Origin of the sequence: Nonomuraea sp. NPDC050643 (genome assembly GCF_040654715.1) — a bacterium.
In the GTDB taxonomy this organism is placed as follows: Bacteria; Actinomycetota; Actinomycetes; order Streptosporangiales; family Streptosporangiaceae; genus Nonomuraea.
On the sequence record NZ_JBFAIM010000025.1, the window covers coordinates 64,989 to 82,045 of the forward strand.

The following is a 17,057-nucleotide window of genomic DNA, read 5'->3' on the forward strand; positions in this document are numbered from 1 at the left end:
GTACGCCGGACGTGATCGCCGGGGGCGTGTACCTGGGTGGTTCTCCGCAACACCCCAATGTCAGGATGATGAGTCACGCCTTCCTGCCCGCTCGCACCGGGCAGGAAGGCGTGTCAGGACATTGTTCATCATCAGGTGGGAGTTCGTAGTGGTTCAGCACGTTCTGGTCGCCCCGGACAAGTTCAAGGGGTCGCTGACGGCGGCCGAAGTGGCCTCCCGGGTGTCGGCCGGGCTCGGCGTGCCCACGATCGAGCTGCCGGTGGCCGACGGCGGTGACGGCACCGTGGACGCCGCCGTCGCGGGCGGCTTCGGCCGGATCACGATCGAGGTCACCGGGCCCACGGGCGAGCGCATCCCCGCCTCCTACGCCTGGCATCCCACCGACACCGCCGTGGTCGAGCTCGCGGAGGCGTCCGGGCTGCGCCGCCTGCCCGGCGGGCACGAGCCGCTGACCGCCACCAGCTACGGCACGGGCGAGCTGATCGCCGACGCCGTACGGCGCGGCGCCAAGCGGGTGGTCCTGGGCCTGGGCGGCAGCGCGTGCACCGACGGCGGAGCCGGCATGGCGCAGGCGCTGGGCGCCCGCCTGCTCGACGCCGAGAGCCGCGACCTGCCGCGTGGCGGGGCGGCGCTGAAAGACCTGGCCCGCATCGACATGTCCGGCTTCCTCGACGTCTCCGGCGTGGAGTTCGTGGTGGCGAGCGACGTGGACAACCCCCTCCTCGGCCCCCACGGCGCCGCCGCCGTCTACGGGCCGCAGAAGGGCGCGACCCCCGGCGACGTCAGGACGCTCGAGGCGGCCCTGTCCCGGCTGGCCGCCGTGGCCGTGTTCACCCACGGGCTCGCGGGCGCGGTCGAGCACGACGACATCCCGCGCGCGATGGGCGTGGCCGGGGCTCCAGGAGCGGGCGCGGCCGGCGGGGTCGGGTTCGCGGCGCTGGCGTTCCTGCACGCCGAGCTGCGGCCGGGCATCGACTACCTGCTCGACCTGCTCGGGTTCGGCGAGCTGGTGCGGGGCGCGCGGCTGGTGGTCACGGGGGAGGGGTCACTGGACGAGCAGTCGCTGCGCGGCAAGGCGCCCGTCGGCGTGGCGCAGGCCGCGGCCAGGGCGGGCGTCCCCGTGGTGGCCGTCTGCGGGCGCCGCACGCTCACCGACGCCGAGCTGCGGGCCGCGGGCATCGAGGCCGCCTACGCCCTGACGGACCTGGAGCCCGACCCCGCCCGCTGCATGGAGCAGGCCGGGCCCCTGCTCGAACGCCTCGCCGCCCGCCTCGCCGCCGACCGCCTCCAAGAGGGGAATGCATGACCATTCCGTACGACCTCGTCGTCAGATCCCGCAGGACCGTCACGCCGGAGGGGGAGCGGGCCGTCGCGGTGGCCGTCCGGGGCGAGCGGATCGCCGCCCTGGCCGGCTACACCGCCCCGCTCACCGCCACCGAGGACATCGACCTGCGCGACCTGGCCCTGCTGCCCGGCCTGGTCGACACGCACGTGCACGTCAACGAGCCGGGACGGACCCACTGGGAGGGCTTCGACTCGGCCACCAGGGCGGCCGCCGCCGGCGGCGTCACCACGATCGTGGACATGCCGCTCAACTCCCTGCCGCCCACCGTGAACGTGGCGGCCCTCGACGCCAAGCAGCGGGCCGCGCTCGGGCAGTGCCACGTGGACGTCGGGTTCTGGGGCGGCGCCGTGCCGGGGAACGTCAAGGACCTGGCGCCCCTGCACGAGCGCGGGGTCTACGGGTTCAAGTGCTTCCTGTCGCCGTCGGGCGTGGAGGAGTTCCCGCCGCTGGGCGTCTCCGAGCTGCGGGAGGCGCTGGAGGAGATCGCCGGGTTCGGCGGGGTGATGGTGGTGCACGCCGAGGATCCGGTGCTGCTGGGGGAGCCCGGGGGGCCGACGTACCGGGAGTTCCTGGAGTCGCGGCCGGGGGCGTCGGAGCGCAGCGCGGTCGAGCAGGTCGTACGGCTGGCGCGGGAGACCGGCGCCCGGGTGCACATCCTGCACGTCTCCAGCGCCGACTGCCTCGACGTGCTCGAAGCGGCCAGGGCCGAGGGCGTGGCGGTCACGGCGGAGACCTGCCCGCACTACCTGACGCTGACGGCCGAGCAGGTGCCCGAGGGGGCGACCGCGTACAAGTGCTGCCCGCCCATCCGCTCCGAGGCCAACCGCGACCTGCTGTGGGAGGGGCTGGCCAGGGGCGTGCTGAGCTGCGTCGTGTCGGACCACTCGCCGTCCACGGCCGACCTCAAGGTGCCCGACTTCGCCGCCGCGTGGGGCGGGATCGCCTCGCTGCAGCTCGGCCTGCCGGCGATCTGGACGGAGGCGGCGCGGAGGGGGCACGGGCTGGGCGACGTGGTGCGCTGGATGTCCGCCAATCCGGCGGCACTAGCCAAAATTTCGGGAAAAGGCGGGATGAAAGTCGGCAATGACGCCGACCTGGTGGCCTTCGACCCCGACGCCGACCACCTCGTCGACGCCGCCCTCCTCCACCACAAGAACCCGGTCACCCCCTACCACGGCCGCACGCTCAAGGGCGCCGTCCTGACCACGTGGCTGCGCGGCCGGCCCGTGGACGGCGCGCCGCACGGACGATTCCTCTTGGGAGCGCAGTAGATGTCCCACTTCATCACCCTGCCCGACCTCGCTCTGCGCACCCTCGGGGGCTCGGTCGTGGCGGCCAGCGACGAATCGTTCGCCGAGAAGGAGAGCCTGATCAGGCCGGGGCGGCCCGGCTTCCAGGCGGAGACGTTCGGCAACAAGGGGCAGATCTACGAGGGGTGGGAGACCCGCCGCCGCCGCGAACCCGGCCACGACTGGGCCCTCGTACGCCTCGGGCTCCCCGGCGTGATCCGCGGCGTGGTGATCGACACGGCCTGGTTCAAGGGCAACTACCCGCCGTACGCCTCCGTGGAGGCCACCGCACTCGACGGCCACCCGTCGCCCGCCGAGGTCCTCGCCGCGCCGTGGACGGAGATCGTGCCGCGGTCGGAGCTGAAGGGCGACGCCGAGCACCACTTCGAGGTCGCCGACGAGACCCGCTACACCCACGTGCGGCTCTCCATCCACCCCGACGGCGGCGTGGCAAGGCTGCGCGTGCACGGCGAGGTCCGCCCCGACCTGTCCTTCTACGAAGGTCTCGGCCTCGACCTGGCCGCGCTCGCGAACGGCGCCCTGGTCACGTCGTGCTCCGACGACTTCTACTCGGCGCCCAACAACGTCATCGCGCCCGGCCTGGCGCGGCACCAGGCGGAGGGCTGGGAGACGGCCCGGCGGCGCGACGGCGGCAACGACTGGCTGGTCATCCGCCTGGCCGGCCGCGGCCACATCAGGCTGGCCGAGATCGACACCACGAACCTGCTGTTCAACGCGCCCGGCTGGGTGTCACTGACGGGCCTGGACGGCGACCGCGAGGTGCCGCTCCTCGCCAGGACCCGCCTGCAGCCCGACACCCCGCACCGCTTCCGCCTCGACCACCGGCACCCGGTCACCCACGTCCGCGTGGACATCTACCCGGACGGCGGCCTCGCCCGTGTCCGCCTGCGCGGCCACCTGACCTGACCGGCGCCCACACCCCGCGCCCGGGCGCACGGCCATCGAGCGTCCGGCGCGCCCTGGCCGTGGCCGGTGGCGCGCGCCGGGGTCTACTGCGAGGCGTCTACTGCCAGAGGAAGACCGTCGTGCCCGGAGGGCGCTCGCTGTTGGGCAGCGGCCGCTGGTACTGCACCACGCCGCCGTTGCCCAGCCGCTGCACCCGGACCCTGAACCCCAGCGCCTGCAGCTCCCGGGTGGCGTCCTTGACCTCCTTGCCGATCACCGGCGGCACCAGGCTGAACTGCTGGTCGTCGCGGGCCTCGTTGTCGCCCTGGAACCACTCCCAGAAGTCCGTCTGGCACCGCGCCACCGTGATCGAGACCGAGGCGCCCTTGTCGACCTCGGCCTTGGCCTTCGGCTGCTGGGCGATGACCGTGCACGGCTCGGCGTCGTCGTCCACCTCGTTGACCTGCACCTGGAAGCCCTGCCCGCCCAGGTAGCCGGCGGCCTCGTCCTTCGGCATGCCGGCCATGTCGGGCATGATGAGCCCGGCGCTGACGAAGATGCCGATCTTCGTGCCTTCCTTCACCTTCTCGCCGACCTGCGGGGAGGTGCGGATGACCTTGTCGCGCTCGACGTCCTGGCTGGCGATGCGCTTGACCGAGCCCACGGTCAGCCCGGCCGTGGCGATCGCGGCGCGGGCGGCGTTGCCGTCCATGCCCGCCAGGTTCGGCACGACCACCCGCTTGGGCCCGAGCGAGGGCACCAGCGTGACCGTCTTGCCCTTTTCAAGCTCGGTGCCGGTCTCCGGGTCGGTGCGGAGCACCAGGCCCTCGGCCACCTTCTCGTCGTTGACGCCCTCGGCCTTACGCGCCTGCAGGCCCATCGCGGTGAGGTCTTTCTCGGCCAGGGCGATGTCGTTGCCGCGCAGGTCGGGCACTTTGACGTATTCGGGCTGCGAGAAATACCACCCCGTCAGGCCCACCGCGACCACCATCACGGCGGCCAGCGTCACCAGGAACCAGTTGGGCTTGAACCGCCGTGGCGCCGGCACCTCGGCCCGCGGCTGGATCATCGTGTGACCGGGCGTGCCCTGCGGCATCGACGGCGCGGGCGAGACCGTGGTCCTGGCGTGCGGCTGCGAGTGCTGCGGCGGCATCGGCCCGGACCCCGGCGGGATGGTCGTGCGCGGCAGCATCCGGTGCGCGTCGACCGCCGCCACGAGCATCGCGGTCGCGTCGGCCGGGCGGTCGTGCGGCTCCCGGGCGGTCGCGCTCGCCACCAGCGTGTCGACCAGCGGCGGCACCTCGGGCGTCACCGACGACGGCGCCGGGACGGTGTCGTGGACGTGCCGGTAGGCCACCGACATCGGGGTCTCGCCGTCGTAGGGCTGCTGTCCGGTCACCAGCTCGAACAGCATGATGCCCGCGGCGTAGACGTCGCTGCGCACGTCGGCGGCGCCGGTCATGACCTGCTCGGGCGCCATGTAGCCGATCGTGCCGATCATCACGCCGGTACGGGTCTGGTTGGTCGCCTCGATCGCCCTGGCCAGGCCGAAGTCGACGACCTTGACCCGGCCGTCGTCGGTCATCAGGACGTTCTCGGGCTTGACGTCGCGGTGCACGAGCCCGGCCTGGTGGGCCGCGCCGAGGGCGGCGAGCACCGGGATCAGGATCTCGAGGGCCTCACGGGCGGGCAGCCGGCCGCGCTCGCGCAGGATGTCGCGCAGGGTCCTGCCGGGGACGTATTCCATCGACAGGTAGACGACGTCGTTGTCGGTGCCCTGGTCGAAGACGTGCACCACGTTGGGATGGGAAAGACTGGCCACCGACTTGGCCTCGCCGATGAACCTTCTGACGAAGGCCGGGTCTTCGGCGAGCGAACGGTGCATGACCTTCAGCGCCACCGTCCGGTCGAGCCGGATGTCCAGCGCGAGGTAGACGGTCGCCATACCGCCCCGGGCGATCCGGCTCTCGATGCGGTAGCGCCCATCGAGGAGCCGCCCGACCAGGGGGTCCGCAGTCGTCGTATCCACCCCGCTGAGTTTACGGGCGTTTTGCCACTGGCAGGGCCCGGCCGCCCGAAACCGATGCGGAGACGTTCTCGTTGGAACGTCCCCACCACGGACAAAACAGACATAAAACCATCGGCGTCACGGCCTCATCACCGACGCCCGCCCAGGCCTCATCGCCGCGACGCGCGTGTCGCGGTGTGATCGGTTCACGGTGTCGTCGGTGACGAGGCCTCGGCGTAGCGGCGGCGTGGGATGCGGCCCGCCTGGCGCGCCAGCCGCCCGGCCACCACGGCCCCCTTCATGGCCGCCGCCATGAGGTCGGGCCGCTGCGCCCGGGTGACCGCCGTGGCCAGCAGCACGGCGTCACAGCCCAGCTCCATCGCCAGCGCGGCGTCGCTCGCCGTGCCGATGCCCGCGTCGAGGACGACCGGCACGGAGGCGGCCTCCACGATGAGCTCGATGTTGTGCGGGTTGCGGATGCCCAGGCCCGACCCGATCGGCGCGCCCAGGGGCATCACGGCCGCGCAGCCCGCCTGTTCCAGCCGCCGCGCCAGCGCCGGGTCGTCCCCGATGTACGGCAGCACCACGAACCTGTCGGCCACCAGCCGCTCGGCCGCGTCGAACGTCTCGATCGGGTCGGGCAGCAGCGTGCGCTCGTCGGCGATGACCTCGAGCTTGACCCAGTTCGTGTCGAGGGCCTCCCTGGCCAGCCGGGCCGTCAGCACGGCCTCGCCCGCGGTGAAGCAGCCGGCCGTGTTCGGGAGCACCTTGATGTCGCGCCGGCGCAGCACGTCGAGCACGGAGCCGCGCGAGCCCGGGTCGAGCCGCCGCATGGCCACCGTGGTCAGCTCGGTGCCGGACGCGGCCAGCGCCTGGTCGAGCACCTCCAGGGAGGGCGCGCCGCCGGTCCCCATGATGAGCCGGGAGGAGAACTTCTCGCCGGCGATGATCAGCTCATCCACCTTGCACCGCCGTCAGAACCTCCACGCGGTCACTGTCGCTGAGCGCCGTCGTCTCCCAGGCGCTGCGCGTGACCACCTCGTCGTTCACGGCCACGGCCACTCCCGTGGTGGCCGCGGTCAATGTGTGGACGGCCTGGGCCACCGTCATTCCGTCGGCCACCTCGTGCGCGGCCCCGTTGATGGTAACAATCATGAAATTTCCCGAAATCTCCCCGGCGAGCACAACGCCGCCAGCTCGCTCTCCTCGCCCAGCAGGACGGCCGCCGTCAGCGGCGCCAGCAGCACGCCGCCCCGGTGGTGCCCGGTGGCCAGCGTCAGCCCCGGTGTCCCGCTCGGCCCGATGACCGGCAGGTTGTCGGGCGTCCCCGGCCGCAGCCCGGCCACCACGTCGGCGACCTCCAGCTCGGTGACGCCCGGCACCAGCTCCCTGGCGTCACGCAGCAGCTCGTAGAGCCCGCCGGCCGTCACCCTGGTGTCGAACCCCATCTCCTCCTGCGTGGCCCCGACCACCAGCTCACCGTCGCCCCTGGGGACGAGGTAGACCGGTGAGCCGTGCACGGTTCCGCGTACGCACCGGCCGAGCAGCGGCTGAGGCGAACGCAAGCGCATGATCTGCCCCTTGACCGGCCGCACGGGCACCTCGGCCAGCCCGGCGCTCCAGGCGCCGGCGGCCAGTACCACCCGCTCGGCCGCGAGCTCCGCCGGCTCCTCCGCTCGCGCCCCGCCGCCGGACGCGACCGGCGCGGAACCAGGGCCGCCGGACTTGTCCGGTGGCGCGAGGCGTACGCCCACGACGGTGCCGCCGTCGCGGAGGAGCTCGGTCGCGCGGGCGCGCACCAGCGGGACCCCCAGCCGCTCCAGAGCGGTGAGCAGCGCCGCCGTCACGCGGCGCGGGTCCACCCAGGCGTCGCCGGGCGCGAGCAGGCCGCCGCGCACCGAGGGGGCCAGCATGGGCTCCAGGCGGCGGCACTCGCGCCCGGTCAGCCGCTCGACCCGCAGCCCCAGCTTGTCCATGTACGCGGCCAGCTCGTCCAGCGCCGCCAGGTCGTCGGCCCCGAACGCCACGTCGAGCGTCCCGTCGGAGCGCAGGTCCAGCCCGCGCGTGGCCGGCTCGCCGCCCACCGCCTCGAACCCGGCGTCGGCGGCCAGTTCGGCGGCGAACGACGGCCAGCGGCGCAGCGACGCCACGCCCAGGCGCAGCAGCGGCCCCTCGGTGTACGTCACCTCGCTGACCGGTGCCAGCATCCCCGCGGCCGCGTGAGAGGCCCCGGAGGCCGGGGCCGGGTCCACGACGGTGACGGGCCGCCCCTCGCGCGCCATGCGCCAGGCGATGGACAGCCCGACGACCCCGCCACCCACGATCACATCCATCCGCGCTCCCTTCGCCGGCATGATCCGGATCAGGTGTCTTGCGGTCGAAGGCCCGGTGAAGCCTTCCTCTCAGCCCGGTAACGGCCGGACTCCCGCGCGTCTTGCGTTCACAGCCTACGGCCTCGGTGCCGCGTCCAAGCACCGCCCCCGTTATGGTCATGAACGTGAACCATGTCGTGGTGGTAGGAGCGGGCCTGGCGGGCGTGCGCACGGTGGAGGCGCTGCGCGGGCGCGGATTCGCGGGCCGGATCACCCTGATCGGCCAGGAGCGGCATCGCCCTTACGACCGCCCGCCGCTGTCCAAGGCCGTGCTGAAGGGCGAGACCGACACCAGCTACGTCGAGACCGACCTGGCCGCGCTGGAGGTCGACTTCTGGCCCGGCGTCAGCGCCAAGTCCCTGCGCACGGGCGTGGTGGAGACCACCGAGGGCGAGCTCGGCTACGACGGCCTGGTCATCGCCACCGGCGCCGACCCGATCAGGCTGCCCGGCGACGGCCCCCAGCACGTGCTGCGCACGCTCGACGACGCCCACGAGCTGCGGGCCATGCTCGTGCCCGGCGCCCACATCGCGATCATCGGCGCGGGCTGGATCGGCGCCGAGGTGGCCACCGCGGCCCGCCACGCCGGATGCGACGTGACGGTGGTCGAGAGCGCCTCCACCCCGATCGCGACCGCCGTCGGCACGGGGATCGGAGCCCGCACCACACCCTGGTACGAAGGCATCGACCTGCGGCTCGGCGCCATGGTCGACTCCGTGGACGAGGGCGGCGTACGCCTGGTGGGCGGCGAGTTCGTCGAAGCTCACGCGGTCGTCACCGGCATCGGCGTGCGCCCGGCCGTCGAGTGGCTGACCGACGCCGACATCGACCTGCACAACGGCGTCGTCACCGACGAGCATCTGCGGGCCTCGCTGCCCAACACGGTCGCCGTGGGCGACTGCGCCGCCTGGTGGTCGCGCCGCTGGAAGACCCGGCTCAGGGTCGAACACTGGGACACCGCGCTCAACGCCCCCGAGGTGGCCGCCGCGACGCTGCTGGGGGAGGAGGCCGTCTACGACCCGGTCCCCTACTTCTGGTCGGAGCAGTTCGGCCACATGCTGCAGTACGCCGGCCACCACCCCGCCGGTGAGCGGCTCGTCTACCGCGGCGAGCCCGACGGGAAATGGTCGGCCGTCTGGCTCACGGACGACGACTCCCTGGCCGCCGTGCTGGCCGTCGACCGGCCGCGCGACCTCGTACAGGGGCGGCGGATCATCGAGGCGGGTCACAGGCTGGACACGGAACGCCTGGTAGATCCACAAGTCCCCCTACGGGATTGTGTTGTTTGAGCAAGCACGGCATGTGGTAGTTGTGGTTTCGTGACGCTTTCTGTTGCACAGATCGACCGGGAGACCGAGCAGCTCGTAGACGAGTGGCTCACGCTCCCCGAAGTGGCCTCGCGCCTTGACCTTTCGATCGGGCGGGCCAAGCAACTCCTGAAGGACCACAAGCTCCTCGGCGTGCGCCGGGGCAGCGGCGGGCCACAGGTGCCCGCGGTGTTCCTCGATGGAAAGGATGTGATGAAGGGCCTGCCAGGCACGCTGACCGTGTTGCTCGACGCCGGCTACGACGACGTCGAGGCCCTGCGCTGGCTCTTCACCCCAGACGAATCCCTGCCAGGGTCGCCCGTTGACGCGATCAGGGCCGGTCGTCACACAGAGGTCAAGCGGCGTGCCCAAGCCCTCGCTTTCTGAGGCCCGCCTCTATCTCTGCACAGACGGCCGCCGCGACCGCGGGGATCTGGCAGAGTTCCTCGACGCGGTGCTGGCCGGCGGCGTGGACATCATCCAGCTGCGGGAGAAGGGCCTGGAGGCACGCGAAGAACTCGCGCTCCTCGAGATCTTCCGCGACGCCTGCGACCGGCACGGCAAACTCCTGGCCGTCAACGACCGGGCGGACATCGCTCATGCCGCCCGGCCCGACGTGCTCCACCTGGGGCAGGACGACCTCCCTGTGACGGTCGCGCGAGAGATACTCGGCGACGACATCGTCATCGGGCGGTCCACCCACTCCGCAGCCGAGGCTTCCGCCGCGGCCGTGGAGGAGGGCGTCGACTACTTCTGCTGCGGGCCCATCTGGCCCACGCCGACCAAGCCGGGCCGCCCGGCTCCCGGCCCGCCGCTGCTCCGGCACGCGGCGTCGCTGGGGTCCTCGCGGCCGTGGTTCGGGATCGGCGGCATCGATCTCGGCAACCTCGACGAGGTGATGTCGTACGGAGTGAGCCGGGTGGTCGTCGTGCGGGCGATCACCGGTGCCGACGACCCCGGGGCGGCCGCGGCGGAGTTCGCCAAACGACTGTCCTCCCGCTGACCCGAGGCGCCCGCCACCGCGCGGGCGCCTCCCTCACCGTGAGGATCGCCGTGCGGCCGCCGTGAGGTCCGCGTGTCGATCGGCGTGCGGTCGGCGTGTCGATCGCTGTGTCGGTCGGCGTGTCGGTCGGCGTGTCGGTCGGCGTGTCGATCGCCGGGAGAAGCTCCGGAAGAGGCTTCGTGAACGCCTCCGGGGAGGAGCGTGGCCCGGAGGTCAGGTCTTGCGGGACGTGGCGGCGATGGCCAGCTCGGTCAGCGCCGTGCGCGCCTGCGCCGTGACCGGCGCCTCGTCGAGCGCCGCCAGCGCCTCGCCCAGATAGTCGCCGATCAGGTCCTCGCACTCCTGCAGCGCGCCCGTGTCCTCGATGATCCGCCGCAGCGTCGCCACGCCGTACTCGTCGAGCGCCGGATCGCCGAGCAGCCGCCGCACCGTTGCCGCGTCCCCGGGGGAGGCCGCCGCCAGCGTGCGGGCCACCAGCATCGTGCGCTTGCCCTCACGCAGGTCGTCGCCGGCCGGCTTGCCCGTCTGCGCCGGATCGCCGAACACCCCCAGGATGTCGTCGCGGATCTGGAACGCGATTCCGACCCGCTGCCCGTAGCCGGTGCACAGGTCGTCCATCCACGGGGCGAGCTCGCGGGCGGCCAGCACCAGGCCGAGCCGCAGCGGCTGCTCCACCGAGTATTTGCCGCTCTTGAACAGCGCCACCCGCAGCGCCGACTCGAACGTGTTCTCCCCGTGGGCCTGCTCCAGCAGGTCGAGGTATTGCCCGCACATCAGCTCGGTGCGCATGTGGTCGTGCACGGGCTGGGCCGCCTCGATCGACTCGCGCGGCAGGCCGCTCGCCCGCCACATCTCGCCCGACCAGATCAGCAGCAGGTTGCCCAGCAGGATCGCCGCGCCCTCACCGAACTGCTCGGCGGAGCCGTACCAGGCCGACTTCTCGTGCATCGCCTGGAAGCGGCGGTGCGCCGAGGGCATGCCCCTGCGCAGGTCGCTCTTGTCCATGACGTCGTCGTGCACCAGCGCGCTGGCCTGCAGCAGCTCCAGCGAGGCCGCGGCGGTGAAGATGCCCGGCTCGTCCGTGCCGCCCGCGCCGCGCCAGCCCCAGTAACAGAAGGCCGGGCGCAGCCGCTTGCCGCCCGCCAGCAGCTCGTCGGCGGCCGCGCGCAGCGGAGTGAACTCGGGTTCGCCGCCGTCGGGCAGCTGCCGGTCGACGAACTCTCCGAGGGCGCGCTCCACCTGCGTGCGCAGGGTGTCCAGGCCGGCGGCTTGAGTGGTCATGCCTTGAGACTAGTGGCCGGACGTATGGTGTCGGATCTGCAGGTGTCCCTCTGCCCCGCTGCTCCGGCGGGATGGGGCGGTAACCTTGGTCCATGGCGCTTGGTCGATCCTCCATCCGGCCCGATCGTGTTCCCACTGTCCGCGACTTGCTCGCCGCCGGTGGCCGGTCGTTCTCGTTCGAGTTCTTCCCCCCGAAGACCGACGAGGGCGCGCGGCAGCTCTGGCGGGCGATCAGGGAGCTGGAGTCGCTGCGGCCGACGTTCGTGTCGGTGACCTACGGCGCGGGCGGCTCCACCCGTGACCGCACGGTCGACATCGTCGAGCGCATCGCCCACGACACCACGCTCACCCCTGTGGCGCACTTCACCGCGGTCGACCACTCGATCCGCGAGCTGCGCCACCTCATCGGGCGCTTCGCCGACGCCGGCGTGCGCAACATGCTGGCCGTCCGCGGCGACCCGCCCGGCGACCCGGGGGCCGAGTGGGTGCAGCACCCCGAGGGCGTGCTCTACGCCGAGGAGCTGGTGCGGCTGATCAGGCAGGCGGGCGACTTCTGCGTCGGCGTGGCCGCCTTCCCCTACAAGCATCCGCGCTCGCCGTCGATCGAGTCCGACACCGAATACTTCGTGCGCAAGTGCCGCGCGGGCGCCGACTACGCGATCACGCAGATGTTCTTCCAGGCCGACGACTATCTGCGGCTGCGCGACCGGGTGGCGGCCCAGGGGTGCGAGACGCCGATCATCCCGTGCATCATGCCGGTGACGCAGATGAGCACGATCGCGCGCTCGGAGCAGCTCTCGGGGGCGCCGTTCCCGCCGGACGTGGCGGCCAGGTTCGAGGCGGTCAAGGACGATCCGGCGGCGGTGCGGCGGCTGGGCATCGACCACGGGGCCGAGCTGTGCCAGCGGCTGCTCGACGAGGGCGCGCCGGGGATCCACTTCATCACGTTCAACCGCTCCAGCGCGTCGCGCGAGGTCTACCAGCGCCTCGAGCGGGTGCCGCTCTCGGCATAAGCGGTTCGGCATAAGCGGTTCGGCATAAGCGGTTCGGGACGGGCGGTTCGGGACGGGCGGCGCGGGGCGGGCGGCGCGGCATACATTACGGCCGGCCGCCGGCACCCACCCGCCGACCAGGGCCGGGGCCTCCAGGGAGACGGTTTCTGACCCCGCACGGGGCCGGGCGCCGTAACGGCGTCAGGTGGGCCCGGTCACGTGGCCGGACAGCCGTCACCCGCCCGCAGGGGGATCGGGCGGGTGACGGACAGGGGACAGTAGCCGACGGGTAAAGGGTCAGTTACTTTCTGTCATGAATGTTGCCCCGGGTCATGCCCGGTAAACCCCAAGGTCACCGGCCCGTCTAGGTGAGGGGCAGCGGGCGGCCCGCGATCGCGTACTCCTCGTGGCCGCCCGGGAAGACGAACCTCGTCAGCAGGTCGGTGAAGCCCATGCTGGCGTAGAGGTGACGGGCGGCCGTGGGCTGGTCGTGGGTGGACAGGACGGCCGAACGCTCGCGGCGGCCCGCGCACAGCGTGGTGATCATGGCGCGGCCGATGCCCTTGCCCTGGTAGTCGGGGTGGACGTGGATCTCCGCCAGCTCGAACGCGTGCCCCAGCCAGGCGTGGGCCGCCTCCTGGCCGAGCCGGTCCGCCAGGCCCCTGAGGACCACGTCGTGCCACCACTGGCCGGGCGTGCCGCGGAAGCCGTAGGCGAAGCCGACGACTCGGGGTTCAAGAGCGGGGAGATCGGGGGATGAATCACGCAATTCCGCGAAATAGCACTGAAAATGGGGATATGTCCCGTGATTTCGCATGATGGTCTTGCGGCCGGTGATCTGGTCCTCGGGAGGTCGCATCGCCGCCGTGTAAATGTCGATCACCGTCCCCAGCCGTTCGGCGAACTCGGCCGGACCCGCCCCGCGAAACTCGATCACCCGTCGCACACTACTCGACGTCCACCGGGATTCCCCCGGTGATGCGCACGAGCTCGTCGAACGTCGTCGGGAAGACCGTCAGCGGGTGCCCGCCGGCCGCCCACACCACCTCGTGCTTGCTCAGCCAGTTGTCCACCAGGGTGCGCACCGGCGCCGGATGCCCGACGGGGGCCACGCCCCCGATCGGCTGGCCGGTGGCGGTCCTGACGAACTCGGGCGTGGCCCGGCGTACCCGCGCCACGCCCGCCGTACGGGCGATCAGTTCGACGTCCACGCGGTGCGCGCCACTCGTCAGCACCAGCAGCGGCTCCCCGTCCGCGTCGAAGATCAGGCTGTTGGCGATGGCGCCCACCTCGCACCCGAGCTGGGCGGCGGCCGTCGCGGCCGTCGGGGCCTTCTCCGGCAGGACCACGATCTCGCCGTCCGCCCCCCGCTCACGCAGGGCGGATTCCACGACAACGGCATTAGTCGGCAACTTCTCAGACATGGGGACACTCTAAACAGTTGACGGCTTGATTACCGGTTCGTGGTGAGTGATATAGGGTCCTCTGATCTGTTCCTTAAGCTTGATGAGAGGTGGTACGGGTGAGGGCTCGACCGCTGCCCGTGGTGGCTGCTCTCCTGACGGCCGGCGCCGTCATCGTCTCGGGCTGCGGCACGCGAACGGTGCGAACTTCACAGGCACCGGACACGCAGGCATCCCCATCCGTCGTTCATGAGCCTCCCGCGGCCGGAAAGTCCCTTCCGGCCGCCACCGCCACCGCCACTGTCAGCGCCCCGCGTAAGACGCTCAAGCTCGGCGCCAAGGGCAAGACCGTCACCTGGATGCAGAAGCGGCTGACCGAGCTCGGCTACCGGCCCGGCAAGGCCGACGGCCAGTACGGCGGCACGACGCTGGCGGCCGTGTGGGCGTTCCAGAAGGTCAACGACATCAAGCCGACCAGCACCATCGCCAGGCGCACATGGGAGGCCCTGGAGACGCCGAAGACGCCGAAGATCCTGGTCCGGAACGGCAAGCCGACCCGCGCCGAGGTCAACCTGACCAAGCAGATCATGGTCCTCTACGTCGGCGGCCAGGTGAAGCTGATCACCCACGTGTCCTCCGGCAGCGGCATCCCCTACTGCGAGACCACCACCTGGCAGGGCAAGGAGCAGCGTTTCTGCGGCTCGGCCTCGACACCGACCGGCGACTACAGGACGACCTGGCGCGCCAGCGGCTGGCACAAGTCGTATCTGGGCCAGCTCTACAACCCGATCTTCTTCAACGGCGGCATCGCCTTCCACGGCGCGCTGTCGGTGCCGCTCTACCCGGCCTCGCACGGGTGCGTGCGCATGCCGATGAACGTCTCCGTGGAGCTGCCCGGCCTGCTGGGCAAGGGCGTACCGGTGCACGTCAAGGGCAAGTTCAGGCGCGCCTGAGCGGATGACGCGGCGGCCCCGCCCTGGCGGGGCGCCGGTGTAATGCCCGTATAACCGGTTTCGGTGACGGGCGGGTTATGGGCGTCCTGCTGGACTTCCTCCTGATCTTGGGGGGATGTCATGACAACGACGTTCATGGTGAGGATGCCCGCTCCGGTCGTCGAGCGGCGGGGCGGGAGCCCGGTGGGGTGGTTGCTCGCCGCCGGGTGGATCGCGCAGGTGGCGGTGCGGCTGTGGCTGTACCGGTATCACGCGGGGCCCGTGGCGAACCCGGACGAGACGGGCTACCTGCTCGCCGCCCGGTGGCTGGCCGGCGGAGCCGGGGCCGATCTGTCCGGCTCGACCTTCTACCACGCCGGGTACGCGCTCCTGCTGGTCCCGATCTTCTGGCTCACCTCCGACCCCGGCCTGGCGTACCGGCTGGTGGCCGGGGTGGGGGCGCTGGTGGCCGCGGGCGCGTACCCGGTGGCGTACCTGCTGCTGCGGCGGCTGCGGCTGGGGAGACGGGCGGCGCTGATCGTGGCGTTCACGGCCGGGCTGTCGCCCGCGCTGCTGCTGTTCTCCGGGCTGGCGCTGGCCGACGCGATCCTGCCCACCCTCGTGCTGGCCTGGCTGGTCGCGCTGCACGACCTGGTGGCGCGCGGGCCGCTGCGGCGGAGGGTCGCGGCCGGGATCGTGACGGGGGCGCTGCCGGCGTACGCGATGGCGGTGCACCTGCGCGGGACGGTCGTCCTGGCGGTGGCCGTGCTCGTCCTCGCGGTGGTGTGGCGGCGGGTGCCGCGCGCGGCCGCGGCGGCGGCACTGGGGAGCGCGGCCGTGGTGGCGGCGGCGGGCAGGGCGCTGAACGGCGCTCTGGAGGCGGCGCTGTACCCGGGCGGTCCCCGCGACCTGTCCGGAATGCTGCTGTCCAGGCTCACCAGCCTCGAGGGGCAGGCGTGGGCGCTGTCGGGCGCGGCCGGGCAACTCTGGTACCTCATCGCCGGCACGTGGGGCCTGGCCGGCGTCGGGCTGGCGGGCGCGGCGGCCCTGCTCGTACGGCGCTCCGCCCCCTTCCCGCACCGCGTCCTGGCCGGCACGCTGCTGATCACGACCCTCGGCATCGCGTACGCCTCCTCGGCCGCGCTCCCGGACGAGCACCGCGTCGGCAACTACGCCTACGGCCGCTACCTGGCCTGCGTCGCCGTGGCCTGGACGCTGGCCGGCCTGCTCGCACTGCTCCGCGGTGGCCGCCCGGCCGTGACGCGGCTGGCCCTGGCCGCCACCGGGCTGCTCGCGGTCACCGGCGGCGTGGCCGCCTGGTACGCGGGCGACCGCCTCCAGCGCTACGCGTTCATCGCGTTCGACTTCCCCGAAGTGATCTTCCTCACCGGCGTCGGCGACCGGTTCGACCTGGTCGCCGCCTCCCTGTCGGCCCTGGCGCTGCTGGCCTGCCTGGCCGGGACCGCCCTGCTCACCACGGGCCGGGCCCGGATGCTCGTCGTGGGCGTGCCGGTGCTGATCCACCTCGCCTTCACCGCGCACCTGGCGCCGAGCCCGCCGTCGGCCGCGTACGGGGCCTGGCTGCCCGCGCCGTCCCCGGGCCGGGTGGCCATGGACGCCAAGGTGGCGTGGAACGTCCGGGTGCCGCTGGCGTACCGGGTGTGGTGGACCGAGCTCGAACGCTTCCACGGCACGCCGCCGGCCGGCGTCTGCACCGCCGTCGTGCCGCCGGACGCGAGCCCGCCCCCGGGCTGGACCGCCACCGGCCAGGGCGGAGTCAGGCAGGGCTGGACGAGCTGGTCGGACCCGGGCTGCCGCTAGCCTCGTCGGCGTCCCAGCGCTCGCGGGCGTCCGCCATCGCGTCCTTGTGCTCGCGCGACCAGTCCGCCAGCCGCTGGACGGCCTCGGCCAGGCTGCACCCGATCGGCGTCAGCCGGTATTCGACCTGCGGCGGGATCGTCGGGTACGCCGTGCGCTCCACCAGCCCGTCACGGCACAGCCGGCGCGTCGTCAGCGTCAGCATCCGCTGCGAGATGCCGGGCACCGCCCGGTGCAGCTCCCCGAACCGCCGCACCCCCTTGGCCAGCTCCACGAGCACCAGCACCGTCCACTTGTCGCCGATCCGGTCGAGCACGTCGCGAATCCCGCAGTCGTCGTCTCCGCACGGCCCGCCGACCTGGGAGGTTACCTCCGTGTGCGCGACTGACATGAGAGTGCCT

Annotated in this window: 17 protein-coding genes and 1 riboswitch; of the genes, 9 read left to right on the forward strand and 8 right to left on the reverse strand. The window is 72.5% G+C overall.

Annotation, left to right across the window (positions count from 1 at the left end):
- The first annotated feature begins 148 nt into the window (after positions 1–148).
- Genes AB0I15_RS31030 through alc form a run of 3 tightly spaced genes read left to right on the forward strand, consistent with a single transcriptional unit; the run spans position 149 to position 3,561 of the window.
- On the forward strand, positions 149–1,306 hold the full coding sequence (locus AB0I15_RS31030; protein ID WP_358102788.1) for a glycerate kinase: 1,158 nt from the start codon (positions 149–151) through the stop codon (positions 1,304–1,306).
- Positions 1,303–2,616: an allantoinase AllB gene (gene allB, locus AB0I15_RS31035; protein WP_358102790.1), complete on the forward strand. Its 1,314-nt coding sequence runs from the start codon at positions 1,303–1,305 to the stop codon at positions 2,614–2,616. The genes AB0I15_RS31030 and allB overlap by 4 nt, the downstream gene beginning before the upstream one ends.
- Positions 2,617–3,561: an allantoicase gene (alc, locus tag AB0I15_RS31040; protein ID WP_358102792.1), complete on the forward strand. Its 945-nt coding sequence runs from the start codon at positions 2,617–2,619 to the stop codon at positions 3,559–3,561.
- A 97-nt stretch (positions 3,562–3,658) separates the two neighbouring features.
- Here alc and pknB read toward each other — a convergent pair whose 3' ends face one another.
- From pknB to AB0I15_RS31060, 4 genes are all read right to left on the reverse strand, one after another.
- The gene (pknB, locus tag AB0I15_RS31045; protein ID WP_358102794.1) at positions 3,659–5,569 is read right to left on the reverse strand and encodes a Stk1 family PASTA domain-containing Ser/Thr kinase; all 1,911 of its coding nucleotides are present in this window, start codon (positions 5,567–5,569) and stop codon (positions 3,659–3,661) included.
- Positions 5,570–5,754: 185 nt separating this feature from the next.
- Positions 5,755–6,510: a thiazole synthase gene (locus tag AB0I15_RS31050; RefSeq protein WP_358102797.1), complete on the reverse strand. Its 756-nt coding sequence runs from the start codon at positions 6,508–6,510 to the stop codon at positions 5,755–5,757.
- The gene (thiS, locus tag AB0I15_RS31055) at positions 6,503–6,703 is read right to left on the reverse strand and encodes a sulfur carrier protein ThiS (RefSeq protein WP_358102799.1); all 201 of its coding nucleotides are present in this window, start codon (positions 6,701–6,703) and stop codon (positions 6,503–6,505) included. The genes AB0I15_RS31050 and thiS overlap by 8 nt, the downstream gene beginning before the upstream one ends.
- Entirely contained in the window at positions 6,700–7,881 is a 1,182-nt protein-coding gene (locus AB0I15_RS31060; RefSeq protein ID WP_358102801.1) for an FAD-dependent oxidoreductase, read from the reverse strand. Before AB0I15_RS31060 ends, thiS begins: the two co-directional genes overlap by 4 nt.
- Positions 7,871–7,987: riboswitch (TPP riboswitch) on the reverse strand. It overlaps the preceding gene by 11 nt.
- A 52-nt stretch (positions 7,988–8,039) precedes the next feature.
- On the opposite strand from AB0I15_RS31060, the gene AB0I15_RS31065 reads away from it, so the two are divergent.
- Genes AB0I15_RS31065 through thiE form a run of 3 tightly spaced genes read left to right on the forward strand, consistent with a single transcriptional unit; the run spans position 8,040 to position 10,230 of the window.
- Positions 8,040–9,209 carry an FAD-dependent oxidoreductase gene (locus tag AB0I15_RS31065; protein WP_358102803.1) on the forward strand — a complete coding sequence of 390 codons (1,170 nt, stop codon included), beginning with the start codon at positions 8,040–8,042 and terminating at the stop codon, positions 9,207–9,209.
- Positions 9,210–9,239: 30 nt separating this feature from the next.
- A complete protein-coding gene (locus AB0I15_RS31070; RefSeq protein WP_358102805.1) occupies positions 9,240–9,614 on the forward strand; it encodes an Rv2175c family DNA-binding protein in 375 nt (124 codons plus the stop codon).
- Positions 9,592–10,230, forward strand: a complete 639-nt coding sequence (gene thiE, locus AB0I15_RS31075) for a thiamine phosphate synthase (RefSeq protein WP_358102807.1) — start codon at positions 9,592–9,594, stop codon at positions 10,228–10,230. The genes AB0I15_RS31070 and thiE overlap by 23 nt, the downstream gene beginning before the upstream one ends.
- A gap of 213 nt (positions 10,231–10,443) precedes the next feature.
- Here thiE and AB0I15_RS31080 read toward each other — a convergent pair whose 3' ends face one another.
- Entirely contained in the window at positions 10,444–11,511 is a 1,068-nt protein-coding gene (locus AB0I15_RS31080; RefSeq protein WP_358102809.1) for a polyprenyl synthetase family protein, read from the reverse strand.
- A gap of 92 nt (positions 11,512–11,603) precedes the next feature.
- Between AB0I15_RS31080 and metF the strand changes: the two genes are divergently transcribed.
- The gene (metF, locus tag AB0I15_RS31085; protein ID WP_358102811.1) at positions 11,604–12,524 is read left to right on the forward strand and encodes a methylenetetrahydrofolate reductase [NAD(P)H]; all 921 of its coding nucleotides are present in this window, start codon (positions 11,604–11,606) and stop codon (positions 12,522–12,524) included.
- 343 nt (positions 12,525–12,867) lie between these two features.
- Here metF and AB0I15_RS31090 read toward each other — a convergent pair whose 3' ends face one another.
- Together AB0I15_RS31090 and AB0I15_RS31095 are read right to left on the reverse strand one after the other, a co-directional pair.
- Positions 12,868–13,440 carry a GNAT family N-acetyltransferase gene (locus AB0I15_RS31090; protein WP_358102813.1) on the reverse strand — a complete coding sequence of 191 codons (573 nt, stop codon included), beginning with the start codon at positions 13,438–13,440 and terminating at the stop codon, positions 12,868–12,870.
- 10 nt (positions 13,441–13,450) lie between these two features.
- Positions 13,451–13,927: a YbaK/EbsC family protein gene (locus AB0I15_RS31095; protein WP_358102815.1), complete on the reverse strand. Its 477-nt coding sequence runs from the start codon at positions 13,925–13,927 to the stop codon at positions 13,451–13,453.
- A gap of 179 nt (positions 13,928–14,106) precedes the next feature.
- On the opposite strand from AB0I15_RS31095, the gene AB0I15_RS31100 reads away from it, so the two are divergent.
- Together AB0I15_RS31100 and AB0I15_RS31105 are read left to right on the forward strand one after the other, a co-directional pair.
- Positions 14,107–14,859, forward strand: a complete 753-nt coding sequence (locus AB0I15_RS31100; RefSeq protein ID WP_358102817.1) for a L,D-transpeptidase family protein — start codon at positions 14,107–14,109, stop codon at positions 14,857–14,859.
- Positions 14,860–14,979: 120 nt separating this feature from the next.
- On the forward strand, positions 14,980–16,659 hold the full coding sequence (locus AB0I15_RS31105) for a hypothetical protein (protein ID WP_358102819.1): 1,680 nt from the start codon (positions 14,980–14,982) through the stop codon (positions 16,657–16,659).
- On the opposite strand, the gene AB0I15_RS31110 is transcribed toward AB0I15_RS31105, so the two are convergent.
- Entirely contained in the window at positions 16,616–17,047 is a 432-nt protein-coding gene (locus AB0I15_RS31110) for a helix-turn-helix domain-containing protein (RefSeq protein WP_358102820.1), read from the reverse strand. The two genes, AB0I15_RS31105 and AB0I15_RS31110, sit on opposite strands and share 44 nt — an antisense overlap.
- Between the last annotated feature and the right edge of the window lie 10 nt (positions 17,048–17,057).